Origin of the sequence: Mycolicibacterium sp. lyk4-40-TYG-92 (genome assembly GCF_030209435.1) — a bacterium.
Lineage (GTDB): Bacteria > Actinomycetota > Actinomycetes > Mycobacteriales > Mycobacteriaceae > Mycobacterium.
Map to the genome: position 1 here is coordinate 224,303 of NZ_JARVRX010000007.1, position 11,765 is coordinate 236,067.

The following is an 11,765-nucleotide window of genomic DNA, read 5'->3' on the forward strand; positions in this document are numbered from 1 at the left end:
CAGCCCGCAGCGGACTGGTCATTCCTCCACAGATACCGGAATGGACTGATATCGACCCGGACCTGGTGGCGGCACCGGATCGTCGGGCTGACGGTGTCGGCCACTCGGACCGGACGGGTCCGTCGGCGGCTCGGGGTGCGGGCCGGTGGGGCCCTGGTGGGCCAGCGCGGCGCGCACCGCGTCGAGAAACGTCGTGCTGTGTTCGGCGATGGCTGTCAGCATCGGATGCTGTTCGTCGTTGGCCAGGGCGACCAGTGCGCACACCGGGCACCACACCTGGTTGCAGTCACTCGGGTTCTCGCCGTCGGCGAGCATGGCCACGGACAACCGGACGACGGGATCGATCTTGTCGAGCAGCGCCTGGGCCAGCAGCCGCAGGTCCATCGGTAGGTCGCCGAGGGAATCGGCCCCGAAATCGGTGTGCGTCACTTGGGCCACACCTCCGGGTCGGGGCGAAAACGGACAGTCAGTTCACAGCCGCGCAGCGACGCGCCGGTCACGATGCAACGGCGCAGGACTGATGCCAACGGGACCCGGCGCCGGGTGCCACCCGAGCCGATGATCAGGTCATCGTCGACGCGGCCCAGCGTCAGAGACCCCGGGTCGATTTGCGGCAATTCTATCCGGAGCCGGTAGACAGCGGCCAATCCTGAGCCCGATTCCCGGTCGACGATGGGCCGCGGCGGTGCGGGGGGCGCGGCGCCGTGCCGCAGCCTCGACACCTCCAGCAGTTCCCCGAGCGCCTTCGGCCCGATGGGTTCGCCGGCCAGGTGCGGCACAAGTACCAGACGCACGTCGCCGACGGCGGCATCCAGATCGCTGAGCATGCTGCGCTGCTCGGCGATCCGCTCGGCATACCAGTCGAAGGCGGGGTGCGCGGGCAGGTTCACATACTCGTACGAATCGTCTTGGATCAGAACCTGATTCACGATCAGCTCGGACACGTGCACGCCCATCAAGGTGAGCGACGCCAGCGTCCGCACCGCCTCGGCCACCACCACCCGTTCCGGGGTGAGCACCAGGTGCGCGGTGACGTCCGGCTGGTCGAGCAGCTCCCCCAGCGCCTCGGTGGCGGCGGCGAGGCGCTCGACCAGGACGACCATGGCGGCCGTCTTCGCATCGGCCAGACCGACCGACAGGCGCCGGTGCCGCGGCCAGGCCTTCTCCAGGTACAGGGCGAACGCGCCCGGCAGCGTCAGCATCCGCATCGCATCAGCGGTCGAGGCGCAGTCGACGATCACGTGGTCCCAGTTGCCCGATGCCGCCAGCTCGGCGACCTCGTGCAGACCCAGCACCTCCTGAATCCCGGGCAGCGCCGAAAGTTCCTCCGGTGCAACGTCTCCCACATCGGAGTCCGGGAACCGGGCGACCAGCACCGCGGCCACCTCACGCCACCTGGCCTCCAGCAGCGCCAGGGTGTCGAGCGCCAGGGCGTCCAGCACGACGCCGGCGCCGTCATCGACGGGAACCTGCGTCGGCGTCCGCAGCCCGGTCGGCGGGACGTCCGCGCCGAGCACATCACCGGTGGAGTGGGCCTGGTCCGTCGACACGATGAGGACCCGCTGCCCGGCCCGGGCATCACGCACCGCGGTGGCCGTGGCCACCGTCGATTTACCTACTCCACCCTTACCGACGAACAGACTGATCCTGGCACGCCCAGCAGGGTCCGCGTCACTCAGACTCGACTCGCTTCTTCAGGTCCTTGAGCGCCGTGTCGGTCAAGCGGCGCTCGGCCTTGCGTTTGAGCAGTCCGATCATCGGAATCATCAGATCGACCGCCAGTTCGTACGTTACCTCGGTGCCAGAACCCTTGGGCGACAAGCGGTATGTGCCTTCGAGCGCCTTCAGCAGAGTGCTGGACACCAGGGACCAGCTCACCGACTTGCGGTCGGCGGGCCACCGGTAGGCGAACACCATGGTGTCCTTGAGCACCGTGGCGTCGAGGACCAACCGGGCCGTCTTCGGGTAACCGTCGGCGTCGACGTCCAGGACCTCGGTCTCCGGGTACTCGGCGACCCAGTCGGGATATGAGCCGATGTCGGCGATGACGTCCATCACGGTCGCCGGGTCGGCGTCGATGTAGATGGTCTGCGCAGTCTTGTCCGCCACGTGTCCACTTCCCCGAGTTTTACGATGCCCGGCGCGGGCGTCGGACACCCGTCTGCCGAGCTCTCAATGTACCGCCAGCGCCCCGCCCCGGCGGGGCGATACCGAGCCTCAGGCCAACCGGGACACGCCCACCGGGCGGGTCCGCTCGAGATCGGTCTTGATCTCGAAAGCCATGTCCTTGCCGGCCACGCGGCGACGATGGTTGAGGTCGGCCAGGTTCAGCTGCGCCAGCGCGGCTCCGGACACGCCCGTCGGCTCGGCGTGCAGGAAGTAGTGCAGCACGACACCGTCCATGACGGCCTCCAGCCAGACCTCCATGGTTCCGGTCAGCGCACCGGTGACGGTCCACCGTTGCCCCGCCGGACCGCGGTCTTCGACGACCGTCAGCTTGAGGTCCGGCCACCAGCGCCGCCAGCTGCTCTGGTTCGCCACGGCGGCACCGACAGCGGCTGGGTCGGCGCACACGAAGGTCTCGTCGGCGATCTGGATGCTGTTCATCCCGACCAGCTTCACATACGCCTCCACAGTGTGATGAAGCACCCGACTACGCTGAGCACGGCATTGCTGTCACGGCACTGCTGCCAGTACTGCCTTGCTCTGACCCGAAAGGCCACACCGTGCGTGAGTTCAGCGTTCCCGCATCGTTCACCATCGGCGAATACGACAACGTCGTCGCCCCGGTGTACTCCCTCGAGCGCGACGACCCCAAACACGTAGCCATCCAGCGCCTGGTCGGAGACACCTGGACCGACGTCACCAGCGCCGAGGTTGCCGACCAGGTGCGAGCGACCGCCCTCGGCCTGATCGCCAAGGGTGTCAAGCCCGGCGACCGCGTGGTGCTGCTCTCGGCGACCCGCTACGAATGGCCCATCATCGACTTCGCGATCCTGTCGATCGGCGCGGTGACGGTGCCCATCTACGAGACCTCGGCCGCCGATCAGATCCGGCACGTGCTGGCCGACTCCGGCGCCGTCTTTGCCTTCGCCGAGACCGATTCCCACGCCGCCAAGATCGAATCCATCCGGACCGAGGTGCCCGCGCTCGGTGAGGTGCTGGTCATCGATGGCGGCGCTCTCGATGAGCTGGCCGCCGCCGGCGCCGGCGTGGACCGCGCCGAGCTGGACGCCCGCCTGGCCGCCATCAAGTCCAGCGACCCGGCCACCCTGATCTACACCTCCGGCACCACCGGCCGCCCCAAGGGCTGCCAGCTGACCCACGCCAACCTGCTGTCGGAGCTGCGCGGCGTGAAGGCCTGCTTCCCCGACCTGCTGGCCAAGGGCCAGAAGCTGCTGGTGTTCCTGCCGCTGGCACACGTGCTGGCCCGCGCCGTCGCGGTGGCCGGCTTCAGCAACCAGGTGACGCTCGGCTTCACCAGCGACATCAAGAACCTGGTGCCGATCCTCGGGGTGTTCAAACCGACGCTCGTGGTGTCGGTTCCGCGCGTGTTCGAGAAGGTCTACAACACCGCCGAGCAGAACGCCCGCAACGATGGCAAGGGCAAGATCTTCCAGATCGCCGCCGACACGGCCATCGAGTGGAGCAAGGCGCAGGACACCGGCGGCGCCGGACTGCTGCTGAACCTGAAGCACACCGTGTTCGACAAGCTGGTCTACGGCAAGCTCAAGGCGGCCCTCGGCGGCAACTGCGTCGGCGCCATCTCCGGCGGCGCGCCGCTCGGCGCCCGCCTCGGCCACTTCTACCGCGGCGTCGGCGTCACCATCTACGAGGGCTACGGCCTGACCGAGACCAGCGCCGCCATCACCGTCAACCGGATCGGCGAGCTGAAGGTCGGCACCGTCGGAAAGCTGGTGCCCGGCAACAACATGCGCATCGCCGAGGACGGCGAGCTGCTGCTCTCCGGCGGCGTGGTGTTCAGCGGCTACTGGAACAACCCGACCGCCACCGGCGAGGCCTTCACCGACGAGTGGTTCCACACCGGCGACCTCGGCGCCATCGACGACGACGGCTACCTGTCGATCGTCGGGCGCAAGAAGGAGATCATCGTGACCGCAGGCGGCAAGAACGTCGCCCCGGCCCCGCTCGAAGACGTCATGCGCGCACACCCGCTGATCAGCCAGGCCATGTGCGTGGGCGATCAGGAGCCGTTCATCGCCGCACTCATCACCATCGATCCCGAGGCGTTCGAAGGCTGGAAGCAGCGCAACAACAAGGACGCCGGCGCATCCGTGGGCGACCTGGCCGAAGACGCGGCGCTGGTCGCCGAGATCCAGAAGGCCGTCGACGACGCCAACCAGACGGTGTCCAAGGCCGAGGCCGTCCGGAAGTTCCGGATCCTGCCGGTCGACTTCACCGAGGACACCGGTGAGCTGACACCGACCCTGAAGGTCAAGCGCAAGGTGGTCGCGGAGAAGTTCGCGGCCGAGATCGCCGCGCTCTACAGCTGAGCAATAGCGCTGCAGCGCTACAACAATTCAGCGAGCCGCTCACCCTTGAGCTTCCACTGCCAGTTGTCGACGACGAACTGACGGCCGGCGGCGCCCATCGCGGCGCCCCGGTCGGGGTCGGCAAGGACGTCACCGATAGCGGTCGCAATGGCGGCGACATCGCGACCGTCGACCACATGGCCGGTCTTGCCCTCGACGACGGTTTCCGGTGCGCCACCGGAATCACCGGCGACCACCGGCACGCCGGACGCCGAGGCCTCGAGGAAGACGATCCCCAGGCCCTCGACATCCAGCCCGTTCCCCCGGGTCCGGCACGGCATGGCGAAAACGTCGGCCATCGCGTGGTGGGCCGGCAATTCGTCGCCGGGCACCCCGCCGGTGAACACCACATGGTCGGTGACGTCGTAGCGGCGCGCGAGCTTCTCCAGGTCGTCGCGGTACGGCCCGTTGCCGACGATCACCAGCGCGGCGCCGTCGATCCGCTGCCGGATCGACGGCAGCGCCCGGATCAGCATGTCCTGTCCCTTGCGCGGCACCAGGCGGGACAGGCAGACGATCACCGGCCGCTGCCCCAGCCCATAGCGGGCCCGCAACTCGGCCCGGGCCACCTCGTCGGGCACGAAGCGGTCGACATCGACGCCGGGCGACAGGTACTCCAGTGCCGCGTCCGGCCCGAACGCCGCGGCGAACCGCTTGCGTGTGTAGTGGCTGACGAAGGTCACCACATCGGTGTTGTTTCCGATGTGCCGCAACGCGTTTCGCGCGACGGGCAGCATCGACCAACCCACCTCGTGACCGTGTGTGCTGGCCACCACCCGGGTCGCTCCCGCATCGCGGGCCAGTGGGGCCAACAGCGCCAGCGGCGCGGCCGCGCCGAACCACACCGTGTCGATTTCGTGCTCGGCGATGAGACGGCGCATCCGCAGCGCGACGGTCGGTTCGGGCAGCATCAGCGTCGTCGGGTGGCGGACCACCTCATAACCCGCCGCCGCGGCCTTGTCGTATTCCGGCGCGCCCTTCCATTTCGGGGCGTACACCGTCAGCTCGTGCGACCCGCGGCCGATCAGCTCATTGACCAGGCTCTCCAGATACGACTGGATGCCGCCACGACGGGGCGGGAAGTCGTTGGTCAGCAGCAGCACCCGGGAGGACGGCTGGGGCGAGCGGAGCGACGGGGAGGACGTCTGGGGCGAGCGGAGCGACGGGGAGGACATCGCGGTCAGGCTATCGCGTCAGCCCCGGTCCGCGAGCCACCGCTGCCACGCGACGGTCAACGCGTCGCGATCCGCGCCGAGCGTGGCGGTCAGCGCGGTATCGAGGTCGGGGTGACCGGCGCCGCACGCCGCCAGATACAGCCGGCGCAGGGCCGGGTCGCCGAACTGCGCGCCGACGAATCGGGCGAACCACCAGGCGCGGTCATAGGCCAGTGACAGGGCCGGCCCGGTGACCTGGAAATCGGCGTCGGCGGGCAGCACCGCCATGTCGGCGGGTGCTGGTCGCGGGGTGCGCGGGCGGCTGACGTAGTCGGCGACGCCCTCGGTCAGGCACCAGGGCGCGTCGGCGGCCGTGACGGGCCGGGAGGCGTAGTGGAAAAGCTCGTGGCGCAACACGATTCGCAGCGCGCCGGGCCCCATTGCCGCGGCGCCGGGCGCGAAAACGATGCGGTCGACGGTCGTGGCCGCGGCGAACTCTGCACGTCCGCCGGCCAGTGCGCGGAACTCCTCGTCGGTGCCGGTGGTCACGATGGTGATCTGCGGGCGCCAGTCCTCGCCCCAGAACGCGGTGACCGCGGCCACCGCGCCGTCGAGTTCGGTGGTGATGCGTCCCGGCAACGTCGAACCGGGGTCGAGGGCCAGAAGTTCGGCGGTTCGGCCGTCAGCGAGCCGGAGGGTCGTCGGCGCCGTCGGCGCGGATGGCACGGCGGGCGGTGGGGCGGCCGGCACGTCAGCCGAATGGCCGCGGCTCAGTACGAACGCGGCCGCAGCCGACTCTGCGGCGAGAAGGCCGAGAACTACCCGACGGGAGAGACTCAGTAGCGACGCACGTTGTAGATCGGCGCGTTGTCGACCGGCGCCACCCGTACGGGCACACCGAACGTCGAGGCGTGGACCATCATGCCGTCACCGATGTAGATGCCCACGTGCGAGGCGTCCGAGTAGTAGCTCACGACGTCGCCCGGCTGCATCTGGTCGCGCGACACCGGCTGTCCACCGGCGGCCTGCGCATAGCTCGAGTGCGGCAGCGAGATGCCCGCCTGCTGGAACGCCCACATCACCAGGCCCGAGCAGTCGAACTGTCCTGGACCGGCGGCACCCCACACATACGGGTCTCCGATACGGGTGAGCGCGGCCTGCACGGCGATCTGACCGGCGGCGGTGCCGCCGGCGATTTCCGGCAGCGGCGCGCCCTCGACGGGCGGGTTGGGGCCGGCCGCGTTGATGGACGGATCCTGGCCGGGGGCCGGCGGCAGCGCGTCGGGGTTCGGCGGGAGGCCGTCCGGGGCCGGGGCCGGCGGCGCGGCGGCCGGGGCCGGCGGCAGTGCCGCCAGTGCCTGCCGCTGGCTGGGCGTCAGCGCGGTGTACCGGGACTTGACGATGGCGATCTGCACCTGCAGCTTGCTTTGCTTGGACTGCAGATCGGCTCGGACGGCAGCGGCCTGCTCGGCCGCGGTCTTGGCTTCGGACGCCAACTTGGCAGAGTCGGCCTCGGCCTTGGTGGCGGAGTCGGAGGCGCTGTGGAAGTTGGCCATCTGCGCGGCCATCTCACTGGCCATCACGCGCTGGATCGAGAGCTGGTCGATCAGGCCCTGCGGGGAATCGGCGGTCAGGATGGCGTCGATGCCGTCGGTGCGGCCACCCATGTACTGCGCTGCAGCAATCTGGTCGACGGACGTCTGATAGGTAGCCAGATCGCCCTTGGCGACCTCTGCGGCCGCGGCGGCGGCGTCGTGCTTGGCATCGGCAGCCTTCGCGGCAGCCAGCTTCTTGTCGAGATCGAGCTGCGCGGCGTGCATGGCCTCGGTGGTCTGCTCCGCCTGGCGGGACAGCTCGTTGAGCTTTGCTACGGCGTCGTCCGCCGGCTCGGCCATGACGTTGCCCGCAAATACGCTACCGAGTATGGTGAGCCCCGCGATCGCACCGGCTACTGGTCGTTTAAGACCGCATTTAGTGCGGTGTGTGCGGTGGAGACTCAAGATTTCGCGTCCTTCAACTGCGGGTTCGAGCCGCTTCGAACTCAGTGAGGTCTCGAATAGGTTACGAAACGGCATCGGCGTTGTCCAACGGGAATGGCCAATCTATCAGCCCGCCCCCCGATCCCGTTAACCAGGATCACAATGTGAGCGTCGTCACGCCACACCCGTAGCGCTTGAGTCGCGCCCGATCCCGTCTTTGGGCCGACCGATCGGAACCAACCGCAGCCGCGGCGCCATGCCCGCGTCGGCCAGCACCTCCAGGGCGCGCCGCTCGTCGTCCATCAAGGTCTCTGGCACGCCCAGCAAAACACTGACGACGCAGTCACCGCAGCCCGGACCGCGCACCGCGCAGTCGTCGCAGTCGATCTTGACCGGCCCGTTGTCGAACTTCATCTCTGACTCCTTCATCGGTTGAGGCGCACGCTAGCGACGTCCACCGACAAAAAAGTGCGGGTGATCAGCAACCGGATCACGGAATGACATCGATGGGATTTCTTGTCGGTGCCGGCCCCTACTGTCACGTCATGGGCTCCGGCAGCGCCACCGACCAGTTGGCTTTCGACCTCGATGAGGCGTTGCTGCGTGACACCACATTCGTGGTGGTCGACCTGGAGACCACCGGCGGCCGGGCCCGGGCGGACGACACCGGCGGCGGCTGGGACGCCATCACGGAGATCGGCGCTGTCAAGGTGCGCGGCGGCGAGATCATCGGCGAACTGGCCACCCTGATCGACCCGGGACGCGCCATCCCGCCGCAGATCGTGCAGCTGACCGGGATCACCACGGCGATGGTCTGCGACGCCCCGCGCATCGAATCGGTGCTGCCCGCTTTTCTGGAGTTCTGCCGCGGCGCCGTCCTGGTCGCCCACAACGCGGGCTTCGACATCGGCTTCCTGCGGGCCGCGGCCGAGCGGGCGCAGCTGCCCTGGCCCAACCCGCCGGTGCTGTGCACGGTCAAGCTGGCCCGCCGGGTACTGACGCGCGACGAGGCGCCGAGCGTCCGGCTCTCGGAGCTCGCCCGGTTGTTCCGCGCCACCACCACGCCCACACACCGCGCCCTCGACGACGCCCGCGCCACCGTCGACGTGCTGCACGGGCTGCTCGAGCGCATCGGCAACCAGGGTGTGCACACGCTGGCCGAACTGCGCGGCTATCTCCCGGACGTCACCAAGGCACAGCGCCGCAACCGCAAGCTCGCCGACGCGCTGCCGAACTCCCCTGGCGTCTATCTGTTCCGCGGACCGTCCGAGGAGGTGCTGTACGTGGGCACCGCGGTCGATCTGCGCCGGCGGGTCCGGCAGTACTTCACCGGCGCCGACCCCCGGGCCCGCATGAAAGAGATGGCGTCACTGGCGGTCCGCGTCGACCACGTCGAGTGCGCCCACGAACTGGAGGCCGGGGTGCGCGAACTGCGGCTCCTCGCCGCGCACGCGCCGCCCTACAACCGGCGCTCGAAGGCGCCGCACAAGTGGTGGTGGGTGGTGCTCACCGATGAGGCATTCCCCCGGTTCAGCGTCGTTCGGACGCCGCGGCACGATCGGGCCGTCGGCCCGTTCCGGGCCCACGCCGACGCCGTCGACGCAGCTCTGCTGCTGGCCCGCTTCACGGGCGTACGGACCTGCACGACACGGCTGGCGCGGGCCGCCGAACACGGGCCGCAGTGTCCGGAGCGGGAACTGTCGCCGTGTCCGGCAGCCCGCGGCATCACCGCCGGAGCCTATGCCGAATTCGCCGAGCAGGCCGCGGAAAATGTTGCCGGCGTTGATGATTCCGCGCTCAGGACGGCACTGAAACATATCGACGACCTGGCGGCCGAGGGGCGCTATGAGACTGCCGCGCGGCTCCGGGACCACGCCGCGACCGTCATCGACGGCCTGTGGCGCGGCCAGCGCCTGCGCGCGCTGACCGCACTGCCGGAACTGGTTGCCGCCCGGCCCGACGGCGCCGGCGGCTGGCACCTCGTCGTGGTCCGGTACGGCCAGTTGGCAGCCGCCGGCAACGCGCCGCGGCGAGTGCCCCCGATGCCCGTCGTCGACGCGATTTCCGCTGCGGCACAAGTGATCCTGACATCGGAGCGGCCATTGGGCGGCGCGCCGGTCGAGGAGGTGGCGCTGATCGTGCGCTGGCTGGCCGCACCCGGGGTACGGATCGTGCGCACCTCCGCCGACGACGAATCCGGCTACTGCCTACCGATCACCGCGGCCGGGCGGTGGGCCGAGTGGGCCGCCACCGCCCGGTCGGCCCGGGCCGCGGCGCAGCAGGCGCAGCGGTCAGACCTTCTGGGTGAACCGAGCCCACCGCGCGAGCAGCTGCTCGGCAGCACCCGAATCGATCGCCTCGGTGGCGCGGGCCAGCCCCCGCTCCCACGCCGGTACCCACTGAGCGTCGCTGGATAGCCCGGCATGAGCCACCATGGCACCAGCGGCATTGAGCACCACGGCATCCCGGACCGGGCCGGCCTGGCCCGCCAGCACCGCACGCACCGACTCCGCATTGGCCGTGGCGTCGCCGCCGCGCAACTCGCTCAGGTCGGCGCGGGCGAAACCAAAGGCCTTCGGGTCCAGCGTCAGCCGCTCCACCGTGCCTGCCTGCACGCGCCAGATGGTGCTCGTCGTCGTGGTGGTCAGCTCATCGAGGCCGTCGTCGCCGTGCACCACCAGGACGCTGGAGCCGCGCGCGGCGAACACCCCGGCCATCACCTCCGCCAGTTCCGCCCAGGCGCAGCCGATCAGGCCGGCTCGCGGCATCGCCGGATTCGTCAGCGGCCCCAGGAGATTGAAGACCGTCGGCACCCCGATCTCCCGCCGCACGGAGGACGCGTGCCGGTAGGACTGATGGAACTGCGGCGCGAACGCGAACCCGATACCGACTTCGACGACGGAACGGGCCACGTCACCCGGCGACAGGTCGATCCGCACGCCGAGCGCCTCGAGAGTGTCGGCGCCGCCGGACAACGACGACGCCGCCCGGTTCCCGTGCTTGATCACCGGCACCCCGCACGCGGCGACGACGATCGACGCCATCGTGGACAGGTTGACGGTGTTGGAGCCGTCCCCGCCGGTGCCCACGATGTCGACGACATCGTTGCCGATCGCGGCGAGCGCGTCGGCGGGCACTTTTCGGGCGTGTCGCAACATCACGTCGGCGAGTTCGGAGACCTCCGCGGAGGTCGGCCGCTTCATCTTCATCGCGATGGCGAATGCAGCGATCTGGGCCGGGGTGGCGGTACCCGTCATGACCTGGTCCATTGCCCACCCCGCCTGACCCGCGGCAAGGTTCTGGCCGGTGGTCAGCCGGCCCAGGATCTGGGGCCACAGCGGCCCATCGGTGGTCGGTTCCTGATGAGGATCGGTGGTTGGCACGGACCCGATTATGGCCAATGTCGGCACCCGGGTGGAGTTCAACAACTACAAAGCGTCATACTTACCGCTGTGACGAGCGCTGTAGGTACCTCCGGAACCGCGATCACGTCGCGGGTGCATTCGCTGAACCGGCCGAATATGGTCAGTGTCGGCACCATTGTGTGGCTTTCCAGTGAGTTGATGTTCTTTGCTGGACTGTTCGCAATGTATTTCACCGCGCGCGCCCAGGCAGGCGGCGTATGGCCGCCTCCCCCCACGCACCTGAACCTGGCCGAGGCCGTTCCGGTGACGTTGGTGCTGATCGCGTCGTCGTTCACCTGCCAGATGGGCGTGTTCGCCGCCGAGCGCGGCGACGTCTTCGGCCTGCGCCGGTGGTACGTCATCACGCTGCTGATGGGCACGTTCTTCGTCGGTGGCCAGGCGTTCGAGTACTTCATGCTCGTCAGCGAAGGCACCACGATCCCGAGCAGCGCCTACGGTTCGGTGTTCTACCTGGCGACCGGTTTCCACGGTCTGCACGTCATCGGCGGTCTGGTGGCGTTCATCTACCTGCTGGCCCGCACGAAGATGAGCAAGTTCACGCCGGCCCAGGCCACCGCTGCCATCGTTGTGTCCTACTACTGGCACTTCGTCGACATCGTGTGGATCGCCCTGTTCGCCACCATCTACTTCGTTCGCTGATCGGCTCGCCGATGC

At 69.2% G+C, this 11,765-nt stretch carries 11 protein-coding genes and 1 pseudogene; 3 read left to right on the top strand and 9 right to left on the bottom strand.

All coding sequences use genetic code 11. The features are described from left to right. Positions 1-18: 18 nt before the first annotated feature. The 4 genes from QRN63_RS13360 to QRN63_RS13375 form a co-directional block, all read right to left on the bottom strand. Positions 19-429: a hypothetical protein gene (locus tag QRN63_RS13360; protein WP_267316705.1), complete on the bottom strand. Its 411-nt coding sequence runs from the start codon at positions 427-429 to the stop codon at positions 19-21. Then, positions 426-1,679, bottom strand: a complete 1,254-nt coding sequence (locus QRN63_RS13365; RefSeq protein WP_285031372.1) for an ArsA family ATPase — start codon at positions 1,677-1,679, stop codon at positions 426-428. Before QRN63_RS13365 ends, QRN63_RS13360 begins: the two co-directional genes overlap by 4 nt. Beyond that, on the bottom strand, positions 1,672-2,109 hold the full coding sequence (locus tag QRN63_RS13370) for an SRPBCC family protein (protein ID WP_285031222.1): 438 nt from the start codon (positions 2,107-2,109) through the stop codon (positions 1,672-1,674). The genes QRN63_RS13365 and QRN63_RS13370 overlap by 8 nt, the downstream gene beginning before the upstream one ends. A 108-nt stretch (positions 2,110-2,217) precedes the next feature. Further along, positions 2,218-2,607, bottom strand: a complete 390-nt coding sequence (locus tag QRN63_RS13375) for a polyketide cyclase / dehydrase and lipid transport (protein ID WP_267317946.1) — start codon at positions 2,605-2,607, stop codon at positions 2,218-2,220. A gap of 119 nt (positions 2,608-2,726) precedes the next feature. Here QRN63_RS13375 and QRN63_RS13380 point away from each other — a divergent pair, with 119 nt between their 5' ends. Beyond that, positions 2,727-4,514, top strand: a complete 1,788-nt coding sequence (locus QRN63_RS13380; RefSeq protein WP_267316703.1) for an AMP-dependent synthetase/ligase — start codon at positions 2,727-2,729, stop codon at positions 4,512-4,514. 17 nt (positions 4,515-4,531) lie between these two features. On the opposite strand, the gene QRN63_RS13385 is transcribed toward QRN63_RS13380, so the two are convergent. The 4 genes from QRN63_RS13385 to QRN63_RS13400 all read right to left on the bottom strand — a co-directional run bounded on the left by QRN63_RS13385 (position 4,532) and on the right by QRN63_RS13400 (position 8,100). Beyond that, the gene (locus QRN63_RS13385) at positions 4,532-5,656 is read right to left on the bottom strand and encodes a glycosyltransferase family 4 protein (RefSeq protein ID WP_285031373.1); all 1,125 of its coding nucleotides are present in this window, start codon (positions 5,654-5,656) and stop codon (positions 4,532-4,534) included. Positions 5,657-5,746: 90 nt separating this feature from the next. Further along, positions 5,747-6,457, bottom strand: a complete 711-nt coding sequence (locus QRN63_RS13390) for a peptidase (protein WP_285031223.1) — start codon at positions 6,455-6,457, stop codon at positions 5,747-5,749. Positions 6,458-6,543: 86 nt separating this feature from the next. Continuing rightward, complete coding sequence (gene ripC / locus QRN63_RS13395) at positions 6,544-7,707, bottom strand: peptidoglycan hydrolase RipC (protein ID WP_267316701.1); 1,164 nt, start codon at positions 7,705-7,707, stop codon at positions 6,544-6,546. A gap of 153 nt (positions 7,708-7,860) precedes the next feature. Next, positions 7,861-8,100: a hypothetical protein gene (locus QRN63_RS13400; RefSeq protein ID WP_267316700.1), complete on the bottom strand. Its 240-nt coding sequence runs from the start codon at positions 8,098-8,100 to the stop codon at positions 7,861-7,863. A gap of 131 nt (positions 8,101-8,231) precedes the next feature. Here QRN63_RS13400 and QRN63_RS13405 point away from each other — a divergent pair. Next, positions 8,232-10,040 (top strand): annotated as a pseudogene (locus tag QRN63_RS13405) (DEDD exonuclease domain-containing protein); the annotation flags it as partial. Here the strand turns inward: QRN63_RS13405 and trpD are convergent. Beyond that, the gene (trpD, locus tag QRN63_RS13410) at positions 9,978-11,078 is read right to left on the bottom strand and encodes an anthranilate phosphoribosyltransferase (RefSeq protein WP_410506066.1); all 1,101 of its coding nucleotides are present in this window, start codon (positions 11,076-11,078) and stop codon (positions 9,978-9,980) included. The pseudogene QRN63_RS13405 and the gene trpD sit on opposite strands and share 63 nt — an antisense overlap. Positions 11,079-11,138: 60 nt before the next feature. Between trpD and ctaE the strand changes: the two genes are divergently transcribed. Then, positions 11,139-11,750, top strand: coding sequence for an aa3-type cytochrome oxidase subunit III (gene ctaE / locus QRN63_RS13415; protein ID WP_029105707.1), 612 nt, complete (start codon positions 11,139-11,141; stop codon positions 11,748-11,750). The last annotated feature ends 15 nt before the right edge of the window (positions 11,751-11,765 follow it).